The 19,327-nt window shown below is 75.3% G+C and carries 16 protein-coding genes; 15 read left to right on the forward strand and 1 reads right to left on the reverse strand.

From position 1 onward, the window contains the following. Window positions 1-72 precede the first annotated feature (72 nt). The gene (locus HH311_RS07625) at window positions 73-561 is read right to left on the reverse strand and encodes a transcriptional regulator (protein ID WP_169183009.1); all 489 of its coding nucleotides are present in this window, start codon (window positions 559-561) and stop codon (window positions 73-75) included. Window positions 562-905: 344 nt separating this feature from the next. On the opposite strand from HH311_RS07625, the gene pyrR reads away from it, so the two are divergent. The 15 genes from pyrR (at window position 906) to HH311_RS07700 (ending at window position 19,316) form a co-directional block, all read left to right on the forward strand. Further along, the gene (pyrR, locus tag HH311_RS07630; RefSeq protein ID WP_169183010.1) at window positions 906-1,505 is read left to right on the forward strand and encodes a bifunctional pyr operon transcriptional regulator/uracil phosphoribosyltransferase PyrR; all 600 of its coding nucleotides are present in this window, start codon (window positions 906-908) and stop codon (window positions 1,503-1,505) included. Between the two features lie 47 nt (window positions 1,506-1,552). After that, entirely contained in the window at window positions 1,553-2,509 is a 957-nt protein-coding gene (locus HH311_RS07635) for an aspartate carbamoyltransferase catalytic subunit (RefSeq protein ID WP_169183121.1), read from the forward strand. Next, window positions 2,506-3,870, forward strand: a complete 1,365-nt coding sequence (locus HH311_RS07640) for a dihydroorotase (RefSeq protein ID WP_169183011.1) — start codon at window positions 2,506-2,508, stop codon at window positions 3,868-3,870. The genes HH311_RS07635 and HH311_RS07640 overlap by 4 nt, the downstream gene beginning before the upstream one ends. A gap of 56 nt (window positions 3,871-3,926) precedes the next feature. Then, window positions 3,927-5,036, forward strand: a complete 1,110-nt coding sequence (gene carA, locus HH311_RS07645) for a glutamine-hydrolyzing carbamoyl-phosphate synthase small subunit (RefSeq protein ID WP_312030003.1) — start codon at window positions 3,927-3,929, stop codon at window positions 5,034-5,036. A gap of 4 nt (window positions 5,037-5,040) precedes the next feature. Then, window positions 5,041-8,445, forward strand: coding sequence for a carbamoyl-phosphate synthase large subunit (carB, locus tag HH311_RS07650; protein WP_169183013.1), 3,405 nt, complete (start codon window positions 5,041-5,043; stop codon window positions 8,443-8,445). Continuing rightward, window positions 8,442-9,359 (forward strand): orotidine-5'-phosphate decarboxylase, encoded by a 918-nt coding sequence (pyrF, locus tag HH311_RS07655; RefSeq protein WP_169183014.1) that lies wholly within the window; start codon window positions 8,442-8,444, stop codon window positions 9,357-9,359. Before carB ends, pyrF begins: the two co-directional genes overlap by 4 nt. Window positions 9,360-9,635: 276 nt before the next feature. After that, a complete protein-coding gene (gene mihF / locus HH311_RS07660; RefSeq protein ID WP_169183015.1) occupies window positions 9,636-9,953 on the forward strand; it encodes an integration host factor, actinobacterial type in 318 nt (105 codons plus the stop codon). Between the two features lie 4 nt (window positions 9,954-9,957). Then, entirely contained in the window at window positions 9,958-10,617 is a 660-nt protein-coding gene (gene gmk / locus HH311_RS07665; protein WP_169183016.1) for a guanylate kinase, read from the forward strand. Continuing rightward, on the forward strand, window positions 10,614-10,898 hold the full coding sequence (gene rpoZ / locus HH311_RS07670) for a DNA-directed RNA polymerase subunit omega (protein WP_169183017.1): 285 nt from the start codon (window positions 10,614-10,616) through the stop codon (window positions 10,896-10,898). The genes gmk and rpoZ overlap by 4 nt, the downstream gene beginning before the upstream one ends. A gap of 5 nt (window positions 10,899-10,903) precedes the next feature. Beyond that, entirely contained in the window at window positions 10,904-12,151 is a 1,248-nt protein-coding gene (coaBC, locus tag HH311_RS07675) for a bifunctional phosphopantothenoylcysteine decarboxylase/phosphopantothenate--cysteine ligase CoaBC (RefSeq protein WP_169183018.1), read from the forward strand. 196 nt (window positions 12,152-12,347) lie between these two features. Further along, entirely contained in the window at window positions 12,348-13,526 is a 1,179-nt protein-coding gene (gene metK / locus HH311_RS07680) for a methionine adenosyltransferase (RefSeq protein ID WP_211189776.1), read from the forward strand. Between the two features lie 503 nt (window positions 13,527-14,029). Further along, window positions 14,030-16,234 carry a primosomal protein N' gene (locus HH311_RS07685; protein ID WP_169183123.1) on the forward strand — a complete coding sequence of 735 codons (2,205 nt, stop codon included), beginning with the start codon at window positions 14,030-14,032 and terminating at the stop codon, window positions 16,232-16,234. A gap of 61 nt (window positions 16,235-16,295) precedes the next feature. After that, window positions 16,296-16,871 carry a peptide deformylase gene (def, locus tag HH311_RS07690; RefSeq protein WP_169183019.1) on the forward strand — a complete coding sequence of 192 codons (576 nt, stop codon included), beginning with the start codon at window positions 16,296-16,298 and terminating at the stop codon, window positions 16,869-16,871. 2 nt (window positions 16,872-16,873) lie between these two features. Next, window positions 16,874-17,800 (forward strand): methionyl-tRNA formyltransferase, encoded by a 927-nt coding sequence (gene fmt / locus HH311_RS07695; RefSeq protein WP_169183020.1) that lies wholly within the window; start codon window positions 16,874-16,876, stop codon window positions 17,798-17,800. Window positions 17,801-17,828: 28 nt separating this feature from the next. After that, a complete protein-coding gene (locus HH311_RS07700; protein ID WP_169183021.1) occupies window positions 17,829-19,316 on the forward strand; it encodes an RsmB/NOP family class I SAM-dependent RNA methyltransferase in 1,488 nt (495 codons plus the stop codon). Window positions 19,317-19,327: the final 11 nt, after the last annotated feature.

Consider the following 19,327-nt stretch of genomic DNA (forward strand, 5'->3'; position numbering starts at 1 on the left):
GTCGGGGCGTGAGGGGAGGATCCGGTCGCTCTACCCGCACGGGGGTTCCCCTCGCGCGGGTGGGACGACGGGTCAGTCCTCGCGGACGACCCGCGCCTCGGGCGGCAGCACGCCCCACTCGACGAGCTGCTCGGACAGGTCGCCCGGCGTCATGTCGTAGATGATCGCGAGCGAGCGCAGGTCCTCGTTGCGGATCGAGAGGACCTTGCCGTTGTAGTCGCCGCGCTGGCTCTGGATGGCGGCGGCGTAGCGGGCGAGCGGGCCCGCCTTGTCGGCCGGCAGCGCCTGCAGGCGCTCCAGGTTGATGACGATCTTGGCGGCCGGCTCGGAGCCCGAGGGGATGCGGCCCTCCGGGAGCAGCTCGGCCACCGGGACCCCGTAGAAGTCCGCGAGCTCGGCGAGCTTCTGGACGGTCACGGCGCGGTCACCACGTTCGTAGGACCCGACGACGACGGCCTTCCAGCGTCCGCCCGACTTCTGCTCGACCCCGTGCAGCGAGAGCCCCTGCTGCTGCCGGATCCCCCGAAGCTTGGCGCCCAGCGCCTTCGCGTAGTCGCCCATGTGACGGCACCCCGTTCCCGACGCGTCGGTCGGACGACCGACCGACGCTCCCTGCTGAAGTCGATACGGAGAGTGATGATGACCCTCCGCGATCACGAGGTCAAGCCGGGGTCCGAACGCTGGTCGTCCGGTGTGTCGCGCGGCACGCCGATCCGGTCGGGTGGTCCGCGTCTCCGTTGCTCCGACGCCCACCGTGATCGTCCGCCTGCGGAGCGCCCGCCGTCCGGGGTCGGCGGTGGCGCGGGCGGCTCGGACGATCGCGTTCCGTGGCTGATAACCTCGACATCGAACCCCACCGACGTCCTTTAAGAGCCGTCCCGCGAGGCGGAGAAGGAGGTCCCCGAGTGCCCACGCGGCGCCGGGGTGGTCCCGAACCGGGTGGAGCGACGAACGCCGAGGGTGAGCGCGAGCTGCTCTCCTCGGCGGACCTCGCCCGCACGGTGGCCCGGATCGCCCACGAGATCCTCGAGAAGACCGCGGACTCCGGAGCACGGGTCGTGCTCCTCGGACTCCCCACCCGCGGTGTCCACCTCGCGAACCGCCTCGCAGAACGGATCCGCGCGATCGGCGGAGCCGGCGACGGCGGGTCGACCACGGTCGACGTCGGGACCCTGGATCCCACGCTCTACCGCGACGACCTGCGCCGCCAGCCGACGCGGCCGCTCGCCGAGACCGACATCCCCGCCGCCGGGATCGACGACGTCACCGTGGTGCTCGTCGACGACGTGCTGATGTCGGGCCGCACCGTGCGGGCGGCCCTCGACGCGCTGCGCGACCACGGCCGGCCCCGCGCGGTGCAGCTCGCCGTCCTCGTCGACCGCGGGCACCGCGAGCTGCCGATCCGCGCCGACTACGTCGGGAAGAACGTCCCGACCAACCGCGGGGAGGACGTGGCGGTGTCGCTGGTCGAGTCCGACGGCCACGACGGGGTGACGCTGCGGTGAGCGCCCCCCACGACGACGGGCAGGGCCCCGACGGGTCCCCGATCGGCCTGCGCCACCTGCTCTCCACCGAGCACCTGCGCCGCGACCAGGCGGACGCCCTGCTCGCGACGGCGGCGAACATGGAGCAGGCCCTCACCGGGCGGGCGGTGCGCAAGCTCCCGACGCTGCGCGGGCGGACCGTCGTGACCCTGTTCTACGAGAACTCGACGCGCACGCGGGTGTCGTTCGAGGTCGCCGGCAAGTGGATGAGCGCGGACACCATCAACGTCAGCGCCTCCGGCTCGAGCGTCGGCAAGGGCGAGTCGCTGCGGGACACCGCCGCGACCCTCGCCGCCGCCGGCGCCGACGCGATCGTCGTCCGGCACCCGGCCTCCGGGGCGCCGCACCGGATCGCGGGGTGGCTCGACGAGGTGGGCCACTCCCACACCGACGGGCACGTCGCGGTGGTCAACGCGGGCGACGGCACCCACGAGCACCCCACCCAGGCCCTGCTCGACGCCGCGACCCTGCGCCGGCGCCTCGGCCCGGACCTCGACGGGCGCCGGGTCGCGATCGTCGGGGACGTCCTGCACAGCCGGGTGGCGCGCTCCAACGCCCACCTGCTCGCGACCCTCGGTGCCGAGGTGACGCTGGTGTCCCCGCCGACGCTGCTGCCCCCGGGCGTCGAGGCCTGGCCGGTGTCGATCACCCACGACCTCGACGCCCACCTCGCCACGGGGCCCGACGCGGTGATGATGCTGCGGGTCCAGGCCGAGCGGATGCACGGCGCCTTCTTCCCGTCGGCCCGCGAGTACGCGGTGCGCTTCGGGCTCTCGCAGCGCCGCGCCGACACGCTGCCCGACCACACCGTCGTCCTGCACCCCGGCCCGGCGGTGCGCGGCATGGAGATCGCCAGCTCGGTGGCCGACTCCGACCGCGCCGCGATCGCCGAGCAGGTCACCGCCGGGGTGCACGTGCGGATGGCGGTCCTGTACCACCTGCTCGCGGGGGAGGACGTGGCATGACGGGAGACGCAGCGCAGCGGAGCTCGACCCGGGGACGCAGCACGCTGATCAGGAACGTCCGGCCCTACGGCGAGGACCCGACGGACCTCCACGTCGCCGACGGCCGGCTCGTCGATCACCTCGACGACCCCGACGAGACCGTCGACGCCGACGGCCTGATCGCCCTCCCGGGCCTGGTCGACCTCCACACCCACCTGCGCGAACCCGGTGGGGAGGAGGCCGAGACGATCGCCACGGGCTCGGCCGCGGCCGCGCTCGGCGGCTACACCGCGGTGTTCGCGATGCCGAACACCGACCCCACCCAGGACTCGCCCGTCGTCGTCGAGCACGTGTGGCGCCGCGGCCGCGAGGTCGGGCTGGTCGACGTCCACCCGGTCGGCGCGGTCACCGTCGGGCTCGGCGGGGAGCGCCTCGCCGAGATGGGGATGATGGCCGCCTCGGCCGCCGGGGTGCGGGTGTTCTCCGACGACGGCCGGTGCGTGAACGACCCGCTGGTCATGCGGCGGGCGCTCGAGTACGCCCGCTCGCTGGACGCCGTGGTCGCCCAGCACGCCGAGGACCACCGGCTGACCGTCGGCGCGCAGGCCCACGAGGGCCCGGTCGCCGCCCGGCTGGGCCTGACCGGCTGGCCCGCGACCGCGGAGGAGTCGATCGTCGCCCGCGACGCGATGCTCGCCGCCGCGGCGGGCGCGCGCCTGCACGTCTGCCACCTCTCGACGGCGGGCTCGGTGGAGGTCCTGCGGTGGGCGCGGGCGAGTCTCGGTGCGCGGGCGGGAGACGGAGCGGAGCGGAGCTCGACCCAGCGACGCGGCTTCGTGCTCTCCGCCGAGGTGACGCCGCACCACCTGCTGCTCACCGACACCGCGGCCGAGGACTACGACCCGGTGCACAAGGTCAACCCGCCGCTGCGCCCGGAGGCCGACACCCGGGCGCTGCGCCGGGCGCTGGCCGAGGGCGTCGTGGACTGCGTCGCCACCGACCACGCCCCCCACGCCGTCGAGGCCAAGGACTGCGAGTGGTCGAACGCACGCCCCGGGATGCTCGGTCTGCAGACCGCGTTGTCGGTCGTCGGGGCCACCATGGTCGAGGGGGGTCTCCTGGACTGGCGCGGGGTCGCGCGCGTGTGCAGCGAGGCGCCCGCACGGATCGCGGGCCTGCCCGACCAGGGCCGGCCGATCGCGCCCGGGGAGCCGGCGAACCTGGTGCTCGTCGACCCCGCGGCGCGGTGGACGGTGCGCGGCGCGGGGCTCGCGAGCATCGCGGACAACACCCCGTACGAGGGCATGGAGCTGCCGGTGTCGGTGGTCCACACCATGCTGCGGGGACGATGGACGGTTCGAGACGGGAAGGTCGGGCAGTGAACGGGCGCGACACGAAGCATCCAGGGGCGCACGCCGACAGCGGAGCGGGCGCCGGGGTGGGCGAGGCGTTGCTGGTGCTGGAGGACGGGACGGTCCACCGCGGCGAGCCGTTCGGGGCGCGCGGGCGCACGCTCGGGGAGGCCGTGTTCACCACCGGGATGACCGGTTATCAGGAGACCCTCACCGACCCGAGCTACCACCGCCAGATCGTCGTCTCCACCGCGCCGCACATCGGCAACACCGGCTGGAACGACGAGGACGACGAGTCCGCGCGCATCCAGGTCGCCGGGTACGTGGTGCGCGACCCGGCGCGGCTGCCCTCCAACTGGCGCTCCCGCCGCGGTCTGGGCGAGGAGCTCGAGCGCCAGGGCGTCGTCGGGGTGTCCGGCGTCGACACCCGCGCGATCACCCGGCGGCTGCGCGAGTCGGGCTCGATGCGCGCGGGCCTTTTCTCCGGCGACGCGCTGGGCACCGCGGCCGAGATGCTCGACGCGGTCCGCGCCAGCCCGCCGATGACGGGGGCCGACCTCGCCGGGGCCGTCACCACCCGCGAGCCCTACGTGGTGCCCGCCGACGGGGAGCGGCGCTTCTCGGTCGCCGCGCTGGACCTCGGGATCAAGGCGAACACGCCCCGGATGCTCGCCGCCCGCGGCATCGAGACCCGGGTGCTGCCCAGCACCGCGACGATCGACGAACTGCTCGACGGCTCGCCCGACGGGGTGTTCCTCTCCAACGGCCCCGGGGACCCGGCCACCGCCGAGCACGCGGTGGCGCTGACCGCCGAGGTCCTGCGCCGCGGCGTGCCGCTGTTCGGCATCTGCTTCGGCAACCAGATCCTCGGCCGTGCCCTCGGGCTCGGCACCTTCAAGCTGCGCTACGGGCACCGGGGCCTCAACGTCCCGGTCGTCGACCACACCACGGGCACGGTGGCGATCACGAGCCAGAACCACGGGTTCGCGGTCGCGGGGACGCCGGGCGAGCACGTCGACTCCCCGCACGGCGACGTCCACCTCTCGCACGGCTGCCCCAACGACGACGTCGTCGAGGGCCTGACCTGCAGCGACGTCCCGGCGTTCTCCGTGCAGTACCACCCCGAGGCGGCCGCCGGACCCCACGACGCCGCCGACCTGTTCGACCGCTTCGCCACCCTGATGGGAGGGCGCTGAGCAGATGCCGCGCCGCGACGACATCCACCACGTCCTGGTCATCGGCTCCGGCCCGATCGTCATCGGGCAGGCCGCGGAGTTCGACTACTCCGGCACCCAGGCCTGCCGGGTGCTGCGCGAGGAGGGCCTGCGGGTCAGCCTCGTCAATTCCAACCCGGCGACGATCATGACCGACCCGGAGTACGCCGACGCGACCTACGTCGAGCCGATCACCGTCGAGCACGTCACGAAGGTCATCGAGGCCGAGCGCCCGGACGCGCTGCTCGCCACCCTCGGCGGCCAGACCGCGCTGAACACCGCGATCGCGCTGCACGACGCGGGTGTCCTCGAGCGCTACGGCGTCGAGCTGATCGGCGCCGACGTCGACGCCATCCAGCGCGGCGAGGACCGGTTGAAGTTCAAGGAGATCGTCCGCTCGCTCGGCGGCGACGTCCCCCGCTCCGAGGTCTGCCACTCGATGGCCGAGGTGAAGGCCACGGTCGCCGAGGTCGGGCTGCCCGTCGTCATCCGGCCGAGCTTCACCATGGGCGGCCTGGGCTCCGGACTGGCCTACACCGACGAGGAGCTCGAGCGCCTCGCCGGCACCGGGCTCGCCGCCAGCCCCGTGCACGAGGTGCTCATCGAGGAGTCGGTGCTCGGCTGGAAGGAGTACGAGCTCGAGCTGATGCGCGACGGCAAGGACAACGTCGTCGTGGTCTGCTCGATCGAGAACGTCGACCCGATGGGCGTCCACACCGGCGACTCGGTGACCGTCGCCCCGGCGATGACGCTGACCGACCGCGAGTACCAGGTCATGCGCGACACCGGCATCGCCGTGCTGCGCGAGGTCGGCGTCGAGACCGGCGGCTGCAACATCCAGTTCGCGGTGCACCCGGAGAGCGGCCGCCTGGTCGTCATCGAGATGAACCCGCGGGTCTCCCGGTCGAGCGCGCTGGCCTCGAAGGCCACCGGTTTCCCGATCGCGAAGATCGCCGCCCGGCTCGCCGTCGGCTACACCCTCGACGAGATCTCCAACGACATCACCGGCGAGACCCCGGCGAGCTTCGAGCCGACGCTGGACTACGTCGTGGTCAAGGTCCCGCGGTTCGCGTTCGAGAAGTTCCCGGGCGCCGACCCCACGCTGACGACGACGATGAAGTCGGTCGGCGAGGCGATGGCGCTCGGCCGCTCGTTCCCGGAGGCGCTGAACAAGGCGCTGCGCTCCACCGAGACGGCGGACGCGTCCTTCGGCACCCGGCCGGACCCGGAGGGCCTGACGGCGGCCGACGCGCTGCACCTCGCGTCGCTACCGCGCGACGGCCGGCTGTACGCCGTCGAGCGGGCGCTGCGGTGCGGCAACACTGTCGCCCAGGTCAGCGAGGCCTCGGGGATCGACCCCTGGTTCGTCGAGCAGATCGAAGGCCTCGTCGAGCTGCGCCGCGAGATCGCCGACGCGCCGGTGCTCGACGCGCTGCTGCTGCGCCGGGCCAAGCGGGCCGGCCTCTCGGACCTCCAGATCGCCGGCGTCCGCCCGGAGCTCGCCGGTGAGGCGGGGGTGCGCGCGCTGCGCCACCGCCTCGGCGTCCGGCCGGTCTACAAGACCGTCGACACCTGCGCCGCCGAGTTCGAGGCGCGCACGCCCTACCACTACTCGGCCTACGAGTCGGACCCCGCGGCGGAGTCCGAGATCGCCCCGCAGACCGAGCGGCCCAAGGTCATCATCCTGGGCTCCGGGCCGAACCGGATCGGGCAGGGCATCGAGTTCGACTACTCCTGCGTCCACGCGGCCCGGAGCCTGCGCGCCGCCGGGTTCGAGTCCGTGATGCTCAACTGCAACCCCGAGACGGTGTCCACCGACTACGACACCGCCGACCGGCTGTACTTCGAGCCGCTCACCGAGGAGGACGTGCTCGAGGTGGTCCACGCGGAGCGGCTGTCCGGGGGAGGCGACAGCGTCCGGCACCCGGACGGCACCCGCACCGCGGGCCTCGCGGGCGTGGTGGTCCAGCTCGGCGGCCAGACCCCGCTCAAGCTCGCCGCCGCGCTCGAGGCCGCCGGGGTCCCCATCGTCGGCACCCCGCCCGCCGCGATCGACCTCGCCGAGGAGCGGGGCGCCTTCGGGCAGGTCCTGGCCGACGCCGGGCTGCCCGCGCCGCCCTACGGCACGGCCACCAGCTTCGACGGGGCCCGCGAGATCGCCGCGACGGTCGGCTACCCGGTGCTCGTCCGGCCCTCCTACGTGCTCGGCGGGCGCGGCATGGAGATCGTCTACGACGACGAGACGCTCGCGGACTACATCGCGCGCGCCACCGAGGTCACCCCGGACCACCCGGTCCTCGTCGACCGCTTCCTCGACGACGCGATCGAGATCGACGTCGACGCGCTGTGCGACGCCACCGGCGAGGTCTACCTCGGCGGGATCATGGAGCACATCGAGGAGGCCGGCGTCCACTCCGGCGACTCGTCGTGCACGCTGCCGCCGATCACCCTCGGGCTCTCCGAGATCGAGACGGTGCGCGCGTCGACCGTGGCGCTGGCCCGCCGCCTCGGGGTGCTGGGGCTGATGAACGTGCAGTACGCGCTCAAGGACGACGTGCTCTACGTCCTCGAGGCCAACCCGCGCGCCAGCCGCACCGTCCCGTTCGTCGCGAAGGCCACCGGGGTCCCGTTGGCCTCCGCGGCCGCCCGCGTGATGCTCGGCGCGACGATCTCCGGCCTGCGTCGCGAGGGCATCCTGCCGGCGGCGGGCGACGGCGGGCACCTGCCCGCCGAGCACCCCGTGGCGGTCAAGGAGGCCGTGCTGCCCTTCCACCGGTTCCGCCGGCCGGACGGGCGCGGGGTGGACTCGCTGCTCGGCCCGGAGATGAAGTCCACCGGCGAGGTCATGGGCATCGACGTGGCTTTCTCGACGGCGTTCGCGAAGGCCCAGGCGGCCGCGTCCGGCCCGCTGCCGACCTCGGGCAAGGTGTTCGTGTCGGTGGCCAACCGGGACAAGCGGTCGCTGATCTTCCCGGTGAAGCGGCTCGCCGACCTCGGGTTCGAGATCCTCGCGACGGCCGGCACCGCGAGCGTCCTCGAGCGCAACGGCATCCCCTGTCGCGTGGTCCGCAAGCACTTCGAGGGCCCCGACAACATCGTCGACGCGATCCAGGCCGGCGGGGTCGACCTCATCGTCAACACCCCGGTCGGCCACGCCGGTCCCCGCGTCGACGGCTACGAGATCCGGGCGGCGGCGCTCAACGTCGGCGTCCCGTGCGTGACGACGGTGCAGGGCGCGGCCGCGGCCGTGCAGGCGATCGAGTCGGTGATCGGCGGGCACGTCGCGGTCACCCCGCTGCAGGTGCTGCACGAGCGCCTGGCCAAGGCCCGCGCCGAGACGGCGGGGGCGGAGACGTCGGGCGTCGAGCCGGCGGGAGCGGTCCCGGCGTGAGCGGGGTCCAGGCCCGGGCGCCCTTCCGTGACCGCCTCACCGCGGCCGTCGCCGACCACGGCCCGCTGTGCGTGGGCATCGACCCGCACCCGGGGCTGCTGGCGCGGTGGGGGCACGAGGACGACGCCGCGGGCGTGGAGCGCTTCGGGCGCGACGCGGTCGCGGCGCTCGCCGGCCACGTCGCGGTGGTCAAGCCCCAGGTGGCGCTCTTCGAGGTCCACGGCAGCGGCGGGGTGCGGGCGCTCGAGCGGGTGCTCGCCGACGCCCGGGCCGCGGGCCTGCTCACGATCGCCGACGCGAAGCGGGGCGACATCGGCTCGACGATGACCGCCTACGCGTCGGCCTGGCTCGCGGACACCTCCCCGCTCGCCGCGGACGCGGTGACGCTCTCGCCCTACCTCGGGGTCGGCTCGCTCACCCCGGCGATCGACCTCGCCGCGGCCACCGGGCGCGGGGTGTTCGTCCTGGCCCGCACCTCGAACCCCGAGGCCCCGGCCGTGCAGTCCGCCCAGGCCTGGACCCTCGACCCGTCGGCGCTCGCGGACGGCGGGGGGTACCGCGGGATGCGGGAGGTCGCCCAGAGCGTCGTCGACTCCTGCGCCGCGGTGAACGCCCGGCACCCGGGCGTGGCGGGCGTCGTCGTTGGGGCCACCGCCGGGACCACCGGGCGGGCGCACGGGCTCGACCTGTCCCGGCTCGACGGCGCCGTGCTCGTGCCGGGCCTCGGGGCCCAGGGCGCCACCCCGGCCGATCTCGCGGAGGCCTTCGCGAGCGGTGCCGGGCCGGTGATCCCGTCGAGCTCCCGCGAGGTCCTCGCCGCGGGCCCCGACCCGGATGCGCTGCACGAGGCCTGTGCGGCGCTGAACGGCTCGCTGCGGGATCTGCACCTGCCGGCCGGACCGGTCGGCGCATGACATGCGACGCGGGGCGCATCGGCCCGCCGGGCGCCGCGCATCCGGGCCGACGAGGTGGGCCGTCCGCGCGACGGACGCCGGCCTCGTCGTCGACCCGGCGCCGGACGACCGCCCGCCCGGGCGACGGCGTTCACACGCCGGACACCCGCGGACTGTGTCCCGGCCCCGCAGACGGTACGTTCGCCTGCGACGAGGTCCGCCCGACCAGCTCCCCGTGGGCCGGTCGAGGACGGCTCGGCGAGACCTCACCACCGACCGCGTGAACCGGAGGAGATCGTGGCACTTCCCGAGCTGACCGAGGAGCAGCGGGCGGCCGCGCTGGAGAAGGCAGCCGCCGCCCGTCGCGCCCGGGCCGAGCTCAAGGAGCGGCTCAAGCGGGGCGGCACCACCCTCGGTGACGTCCTCGACCAGGCCGATTCCGACGAGGTGCTGGGCAAGATGAAGGTCTCGGCGCTGCTCGAGGCACTGCCCGGCGTCGGCAAGGTCCGGGCCCAGCAGATCATGGAGCGGCTGGAGATCGCCCCCAGCCGCCGCCTGCGCGGCCTGGGGGAGCGCCAGCGCAAGGCCCTGCTCGCGGAGTTCGACGGCGAGTGATGGTGTGAGCCCCGAGCCCGCCTCTCGCCGCGGTCGGCTGATCGTCCTCGCCGGGCCCTCCGGGGTGGGGAAGAGCACCGTCGTGGCCGAGCTGCGGCGCACGGACGCCCCGCTCTGGTTCAGCGTCTCGGCGACCACCCGGGCCGCCCGCCCGGGCGAGGTCGACGGCCGCGAGTACCGCTTCGTCTCCGACGAGGAGTTCGACCGCATGGTGGCGGCGGGGGACATGCTCGAGTGGGCCTCGATCCATCGGGGCCTGCACCGCTCGGGCACCCCGGCCGCCCCCGTCGAGGACCACCTCGCGGCGGGTGAGCCGGTCCTGCTGGAGCTCGACCTCGCGGGGGCCCGGGCGGTGCGCGAGCGCCGGCCGGACGCGCTGCTGGTCTTCCTGGAGCCGCCGTCGTGGGAGGAGCTGGTCTCCCGGCTGACCGGACGGGGCACCGAGCCGGCGGAGGTCGTCGAGCGCCGGCTGGCCACGGCCCGCGTCGAACTGGCGGCCCGCCGCGAGTTCGACGTGGCGCTGGTGAACCACGACGTCCGGGAGACCGCGCGGCGATTGGTAGACTTGGCCCATCCCTCCGACGCCTCTGCCTGCGGTGATGCACACGCCGGCGCCGTCGGACCCAGAGGCGCCGGTTCCCCAGGAAGAGGAATAGCTGAATGAGCATCTCCACCAGTCGCGTCACCGGTGGCTTCCACGACGTGCCCGAGGGCATCACCAACCCGCCGATCGACGAGCTGCTGGAGACCGTCAGCTCGAAGTACGCGCTGGTGATCTACGCGGCCAAGCGGGCGCGGCAGATCAACGACTACTACGCGCAGCTCGGTGAGGGCCTGCTCGAGTACGTCGGCCCGCTCGTCGAGCCCGGTCCGCGCGAGAAGCCGCTCTCGATCGCCATGCGCGAGATCCACGGCCGGATGCTCGAGCACACCGAGGGCGAATAGCCCCCGTGTCCGAGGGTGGCCCTGCGGCCCCGAAGGAGATCGTCCTCGGGGTCTCCGGCGGCATCGCCGCCTACAAGGCCTGCGAGCTGCTGCGGCGGCTGCGCGAGGCCGGCAACCACGTCCAGGTGGTGGCCACCCCCAACGCGCTGACCTTCGTCGGCGCTGCGACCTTCGAGGCGCTCTCCGGGCGTGAGGTGCTGTCCGGCGTGTTCGAGCACGTCCCCGACGTCACCCACGTCGCGCTCGGCCGCCGGGCCGACCTCGTCGTCTGCGCCCCGGCGACGGCGGACCTGCTCGCGCGGATGGCCGCCGGCCGGGCCGACGACCTGCTCACCTCGACGCTGCTCACGGCGCGATGTCCGGTGCTCGTCGTCCCCGCGATGCACACCGAGATGTGGGACCACCCGGCCACCCGGGACAACGTCGCCACCCTGCGCCGCCGCGGCACCGTCGTCCTCGAGCCCGCCTCCGGGCGCCTGACCGGCGCCGACTCCGGGCCCGGCCGCCTCCCCGAGCCCGTCGAGATCGCCGAGTTCGCCCGCCTGCTGCTCGAGGACACGAGCGCGCTGCCCCGCGACCTCGAGGGCCGCCACGTCGTCGTCTCCGCCGGGGGCACCGCCGAGCCGCTGGACCCCGTGCGCACCCTCGGCAACCGCTCGTCCGGGCGGCAGGGCTTCGCGCTCGCCCGGGTCGCCGTGCAGCGCGGCGCGCACGTCACCCTCGTCGCCGGCACCACCGCCGACCTCGAGCCGCCCGCGGCCGTGGAGGTCGTGCACGTGCGGACCACGGAGGAGATGCGCCGGGCCGTCGTCGACGCCGGCAAGGACGCCGACGCGGTCGTCATGGCCGCCGCCGTCGCCGACTTCCGGCCCGCCGCCGTGTCCGGTTTCAAGATCAAGAAGGGCGATACGGAGCCGAACGCGATCCCTCTCACACGCAACCCCGACATCCTCGCCGAGCTCGTGGCCGAGCAGGTCCCCGGACGCCTCGTCGTGGGCTTCGCCGCGGAGACCGGGGACGAGACGCACGACGTGCTCTCGTTCGGCCGGGAGAAGCTCGCCCGCAAGGGGTGCGACATGCTTGTCGTCAACGCCGTCGGTGCAGGCGGGAGCGGGGGCCACTCCGCGTTCGAGGGGGCGGACAACGAGGGCTGGCTGCTCGGCTCCGACGGGTCCTCGGTGCAGCTGCCGATGGGGTCGAAGGCCGCGCTCGCGGCCCGCGTCTGGGACGCGATCGCCGCCCGGCTCTCCTGAACGCAGCGTGGTCGTGCGGCCACGGACCGTGGTCGGGCGCCGTCGAAACGCCCTTCCCACACGACGTCGCCGAGCGCAACAGCCATGTGACCGGCTGCGCAAAAGGGCCGGTCAGGGCCCTGCCAGGGGCGCCGGGAGCCGTTAGGGTTGCCAGGTCCCACTGTCGAGGCAGGGAGAGATTGTGCCCGCTAGGCGTTTGTTCACCTCCGAGTCCGTCACCGAGGGCCACCCGGACAAGATCTGTGACGCCATCTCCGACGGGATTCTGGACGCCCTGCTGGCGCAGGACCCGAAGAGCCGCGTCGCCGTCGAGTCGATGGTGACCACCGGACAGGTGCACGTGGCCGGCGAGGTGACCACCAACGCGTGGGTCAACTACGTCGACGTCGTCCGCAAGACCATCCTGGACATCGGCTACGACTCGTCCGCCAAGGGCTTCGACGGCGAGAGCTGCGGCGTCTCGATCTCCATCGGCGCGCAGTCCAAGGACATCGCGCAGGGTGTCGACACCGCCCACGAGGCACGCGTCGAGGGCTCCGAGGACGAGATCGCGAAGCAGGGCGCCGGCGACCAGGGCCTCATGTTCGGCTACGCCGACGCCGACACCCCCGAGCTCATGCCGCTGCCGATCGGCCTCGCGCACCGCCTGGCCCGCAAGCTGACCGCGGTCCGCCGCGACGGCACGCTGCCCTACCTGCGCCCGGACGGGAAGACGCAGGTCACCATCGCGTACGAGGACGACAAGCCGGTCGCGGTCGACACCGTGGTCCTGTCCACCCAGCACGCGGCGGACATCGACCTGGACAACATGCTGGCCCCCGACATCCGGTCGAAGGTCATCGAGCCCACGCTCGAGGGCATCGACCTGGACTCGTCGAACACCCGCGTCCTGGTCAACCCGACCGGCCGCTTCGTCACCGGCGGCCCCATGGGCGACGCCGGCCTGACCGGCCGCAAGATCATCGTCGACACCTACGGCGGCTACGCCCGCCACGGCGGCGGCGCCTTCTCGGGCAAGGACCCGTCGAAGGTCGACCGCTCGGCCGCCTACGCCGGCCGCTGGGTGGCGAAGAACGTCGTCGCCGCCGGGCTCGCCAAGCGCGCCGAGGTCCAGCTCGCCTACGCGATCGGCAAGGCCGAGCCCGTGGGTGTCTTCCTGGAGACCTTCGGCACCGCCAACGTCGACCCGGCCAAGATCGAGAAGGCCATGCGCGAGGTGTTCGACCTGCGCCCCGGCGCGATCGTGCGCGACCTCGAGCTGCTGCGCCCGATCTACCAGCCGACGGCCGCCTACGGCCACTTCGGCCGGGACGACCTCGACCTGCCCTGGGAGCGCACCAACCGCGCCGACCAGCTGAAGTCGATCGCCAGCTGACGCTCCCCGGCGTCCCTCGACCGCGGCCCGGCCGCCTCCGGTGTGGAGGTGGTCGGGCCGTCGTCGTCCCCGGCGTTGGGTGCAAGCGAAGCGTCGTTGCTGGCGTCCAGTGGCAGAAAAGCCCCGTCGTGAGGTCAGCCGTGGTCCCCTATCGGCGTGCTCGATCGGATGCTCACACCTGACGTCAGGGTGGCGCCGTCCTGACATCCCGGCGGCCCGCCCGCCCGACGACGGCGAGGGGCACGTCCGGCAGGTCCGTCCGGCCCGCGGCGTGGCTGGTGTGCTCGTGATCATGTGGCCGGGGTGGGCCGCCGGTGCCGCGCCCGGCGAGGGGCACGTCCGGCAGGTCCCGGTGCCGATTCGGCTGCCGGGTGTGCTCGTGATCATGACGGGCCGCGGGTGATCCCCGGACCGCGCCCGGGGTGTCCGCGCCCTCTGGTAGACCGGCGACCGTGACGGGGAGGGCCGGGACCGGCGGGCACGAGGCGCTCGCACTGCCCGGCATGCCCGAGGACCCGCCCCCCGCGAAGGCCCCACCCGCACCGAAGAGGCCCAAGCACAACGAGCGGCTGCCCGCGCCGAGCCGATCGGTCGCGAAGGTCGCCGTCGACGTCTCGCTGCCCCACCTCGACCGGACCTTCGACTACCGGGTGCCGGTCCAGCTCGACGAGAGCGCGGTCGTCGGGGCCCGGGTCCGGGTGCGGTTCGCCGGGCGCACCGTCGACGGCTTCGTCCTGGAGCGCGCCGACACCTCCGACCACGACGGCCGCCTCGGCTGGCTGGACAAGGTCGTCTCACCCGAGCCGGTGCTCTCCCCGGAGCTCGCGGCGCTCTGCCGGACGGTGGCCGACCGCTACGCCGGCACGCTCGCCGACGTGCTCCGGCTGGCCGTCCCGCCGCGGCACGCGCGGGTCGAGCAGGAGACCCCGCCAGGCCGCCCCGACCAGCCCGCGCCCGACGAGGCCGCTCCCGACGAGGCCGCGCCCCCCGCCGAGCCCGCTCCCGACGACGAGGCCGTTCCCGACGAGGCCGTTCCCGACGAGGCCGTTCCCGACGAGGCCGCTCCTGCCGGCGGGACCCGGGACGACGACCCCGGCTGGTCGGTCTACCCCCGCGGGCCCGCCTTCCTCGACGCCCTCGCCCGCCGCCAGGGGGCCCACGCGGTGTGGCAGGCCCTGCCGGGGGAGGACTGGGCCCGCCGCCTGGCCGAGGCCGCCCGTGCCGCGATCGGCGCCGGCCACGGGGCGGTGATCGTCGTCCCCGACCGGCGCGACCTCGACCGGCTCCACGCGGCCTGCGTCGACGTCCTCGGCGAGCACGAGGTGGCCGCGCTCGCCGCCGACCTCGGCCCCGCCGAGCGCTACCGGCGCTGGCTGGCCGTCGCCCGCGGCCACAAGCGCCTCGCGATCGGCACCCGCGCGGCCGCGTTCGCCCCGGTCCACGACCCCGGGCTGCTCGCGATCTGGGACGACGGCGACGACAGCCACGCCGAGCCCCGCGCGCCCTACCCGCACGCCCGCGACGTCCTGCTCGACCGCGCCCACGCCACCGGCGCCGCGCTCCTCGTCGCCGGCACCACCCGCACGGCCGAGGCCGAGGTGCTCGTCCGGACCCGGTGGGCCCACCCGGTCGTCGCCGAACGGGCCACCGTCCGGGCGCGGGCCCCGCGGGTCACCGCCATCGGCGAGGACGACCGCCAGCTCCTGCGCGACCCGACCGCCCGCGCGGCCCGCGTCCCCGGCGTCGCGTTCGAGGCCGCCCGCCAGGCGCTCGCGGCCCACCGGCCCGTGCTCGTGCAGGTCCCGCGTCGCGGCTACCTGCCCGCCGTCGCCTGCGCCCGGTGCCGCGAGCCGGCCCGCTGCCGGCACTGCCACGGCCCCCTCGGCATCCCGGCCGGCACCGAGGACACCCCCAGCCCGCCCACCTGCCGCTGGTGCGGGCGCCCCGACCCCACCTACCGGTGCCCGGCGTGCGCGTCGCCGCGGCTGCGGGCCACCGTCGTCGGCAGCGGCCGGACCTCCGAGGAGCTCGGACGCGCCTTCCCGCAGACGGTCGTGCGCACCTCCGGCGGCGGCGCCCCGATCCTCGACGACGTCCCGGCGGCGCCGGCCCTCGTCGTCGCCACCCCGGGGGCCGAGCCGGTCGCCGAGGGCGGCTACGGCGCGGCGCTGCTCCTCGACGGCGCCGCGCTGCTCGCCCGCCCCGAGCTGCGCGCCGCGGAGGAGACGGTCCGGCGGTGGTTCGCGGCGGCGGCGCTGGTGCGCCCGGCTCCCGACGGCGGGCGGGTCGTCGTGGTCGCGGAGTCCGGCGTCCCGGCGGTGCAGGCGCTGGTGCGCTGGGACCCCGCCGCCCACGCCGGCGCCGAGCTCGACGCCCGCACCGAGCTGGGCCTGCCGCCCGCGGTGCGGATGGCCGCCCTCGACGGCGACCCGGACGCGCTGCACGGGCTGCTCGACGTCCTGCACCTGCCCGACACCGGCGAGGGCGAGCCGGACGCCGAGGTGCTCGGGCCGGTCGAGCTCCCGCCCGGCACGCGGCTGCCGGGCGGCGACGAGCGCACCGAGCGCGCGGAACGCTGCCTCGTTCGGGTGCCCCGCCGGGCCGGCCGGGCGCTCGCCGCCGCCCTCGCGGCCGCCGTCGCCACCCGCTCCGCGCGGCGCGACACCGACCCGGTGCGGGTGGTGCTCGACCCCGCGGACCCGCTGTGACGCCTCACCGGATCCCCACGGTCGAGCTCCGCTCCGCTCCGTCTCCGTAGACTCGACGATCGTGACCGTCCAGCCCGTCCGCTTCTTCGGAGATCCCGTCCTGCGCGAGCGCGCCACCGAGGTGACGACGTTCGACAAGGAGCTGCGCACCCTGGTCGACGACCTGCACGAGACGATGCTCGAGCAGGGCGGCGCCGGGCTCGCCGCACCCCAGATCGGTGTCGGGCTGCGCGTGTTCGTCTTCCGCGCCGACGGCGTCGAGGGCCACCTGGTCAACCCGGAGTGGACGGTGCTCGACGAGACCGAGCAGGTCGGGCCCGAGGGCTGCCTGTCGATCCCCGGGTTCCGCTGGGACTGCCGCCGCTGGGACCACGTGGTGGCGCGCGGGTGGGACCTGCACGGCGAGCCGCAGGAGATCGAGGGCACCGCGATGCTCGCGCGCGCCATCCAGCACGAGACCGACCACCTCGACGGCGTGCTCTTCCTCGACAAGCTCGATCCGGCCACCCGCAAGCAGGCGATGGCCGAGATCCGGCAGGCCGAGTGGTTCGACCCGGCCGCGCCCCCGCGGGTCAAGGTGAGCCCGCACGCCCCCACCCACGGCCCGGTCAACCCGCTCTTCGGGGGAGTCCGCTAGCGATGCGGCTGGTCTTCGCCGGTACCCCCGAGCCCGCCGTCGTGTCGCTGCGGCGGCTCCTCGAGGCGGACGCGCACGAGGTGGTCGCCGTCGTGACCCGCCCCGACGCACCCGCCGGACGCCGCCGCACGCTGCAGCGCTCGCCGGTCGGGGCGCTCGCCGACGAGGCCGGGATCGAGGTGCTCACCCCGGCGAAGGCGTCCGACCCGGAGTTCCTCGACCGGCTGCGCGCGATCGGCCCGGACTGCTGCCCCGTCGTCGCCTACGGCAACCTGCTGCGCCCGGCCGCCCTCGCGATCCCCGAGCACGGCTGGGTCAACCTGCACTTCTCGCTGCTGCCGGCCTGGCGGGGCGCCGCGCCGGTGCAGGCCGCGATCCGCGCCGGCGACGAGATCACCGGGGCCACCACGTTCCGGCTCGAGGAAGGCATGGACACCGGGCCGGTGTTCGGCACCGTCACCGAGAAGATCGCCGACGACGACACGGCGGGCTCGCTGCTCGAGCGGCTCGCCACGTCGGGCGCGGGCCTGCTCGCGGCGACCCTCGACGGCATCGCCGACGGGACCCTCGGTGCGGTGCCGCAGCCGTCCGAGGGCGTCTCGATCGCCCCGAAGGTGACCGTGGACGACGCCCGGGTCCGGTGGACCGACCCGGCCCTCGCGGTCGACCGGCTGGTCCGGTCGGTGACCCCCGCGCCGGGGGCCTGGACCGAGTTCCGCGGGCAACGCGTGAAGATCGGGCCCGTGACGACGACCGGGTTCGACGACCTGCCACCCGGGGAGCTGCGCGTCGAGAAGCGTCGGGTGCTGGTGGGGACCGCGGGCGCGCCGGTCGCGCTCGGCACCGTCCAGCCCGCGGGCAAGCCGGCGATGCCCGCCGTCGACTGGACCCGCGGCGCCCAGCCCAAGCCGGGGGAGCGGTTCGCGTGACCGGGGCGAGCGGAGCGACGGGGGCCGCATGACCGACAGCTCCGTCCCGCCCGGCGGCCACCGCTCGGGGCGCGGCCCGCGCCGCCGCCCGGGCCGCCCGCACCGCACCGGCCCGCCCCGCGGCCGCTCCGGGCCCGACCGGCCGCCGCAGGGCGACCCGGCCCGCGAGGCCGCGCTCGACACCCTGCGGGCGGTCCGCGAGGACGACGCCTACGCCAACCTGACGCTGCCGCGCCTCCTGCGCGAACGCCGCATCTCCGGCCGCGACGCCGCCCTGGCCACCGACCTCGCCTACGGCGCCTGCCGCGCCCAGGGCCTGCTCGACGCCGTGCTCGGCGCCTGCGTCGACCGCCCCCTCGACCGGCTCGACGGGGTCGTGCTCGACGCGCTGCGGCTGGGGACCCAGCAGCTGCTGCGCACCCGCATCCCGGCCCACGCCGCCGTCGGGGCCACCGTCGAGCTCGTCCGCTCCCGCGCCGGGTCGAAGCCGACCGGCTTCGTCAACGCCGTCCTGCGCCGGGTGGGCGAGCGCGACGAGGCCGCCTGGGTGGCCGAGCTCGCCCCCGACGCCGCGCAGGACCCGCTCGGGCACCTCGCCTTCGTCCACGCCCACCCCCGGTGGATCGCCGAGGTGTTCCGCGACGCCCTGGGCCCGGCGGCCGAGGCCGAGCTCGACGCCGCCCTCGCCGCCGACGACGCCCGGCCGGCGGTCCACCTGGCCGCCCGCCCCGGCGAGATCAGCGCCGAGGAGCTCGCCGCGGTCACCGGCGGCGACGAGGCACCGTGGTCGCCCTACGGGGTGCACCTCACCGAGGGCGGCGACCCCGGCGAGCTGGAGCCGGTCCGCGAGGGACTGGCCGTCGTGCAGGACGAGGGCAGCCAGCTCGTCGCCCTCGCCGCGTCGCGCGCGGAGCTGCGCGGCGACGACGGGCCCGGCCGCGACGAGCTCTGGCTCGACCTGTGCGCCGGCCCCGGCGGGAAGGCCGTGATGCTCGGCGCCCTCGCGGCGATCGAGGGCGCCACGCTCGACGCCGTCGACCGCGCCCCGCACCGCGCGGCCCTCGTCGAGAAGGCCGTCGAGGGCCTGCCGGTGCGGGTCCACACCGGTGACGCCCGCGAGGTGGCGCTCCCGGAGGCCGCGTACGACCGGGTGCTCGTCGACGCCCCCTGCACCGGGCTGGGCGCGCTGCGACGCCGCCCCGAAGCCCGCTGGCGGCGCCGCGCCGAGGACGTCGAGGAGCTCACCGAGCTGCAGCGCAGCCTGCTGCTCAACGGGCTCGAGCGGGTGCGCCCGGGCGGCGTCGTCACCTACGCGACCTGCTCGCCGCACCCCGCCGAGACGGTGGAGGTGGTGCGGGCGGTCGTCGAGAAGACCGGCGCGGAGCTGCTGGACACCGCGGCGCTGCTGCCGGGCCTGCCCGACGCCGCCGTCCCGGACGGGCCCGGCGTCCAGCTCTGGCCGCACCGCCACGGCACCGACGCCATGTACTGCGCGACGCTGCGCCGGGTGCGCTAGGCGACGCACCC

The sequence above is a fragment of the Actinomycetospora sp. TBRC 11914 genome (assembly GCF_012933465.1).
In the GTDB taxonomy this organism is placed as follows: Bacteria; Actinomycetota; Actinomycetes; order Mycobacteriales; family Pseudonocardiaceae; genus Actinomycetospora.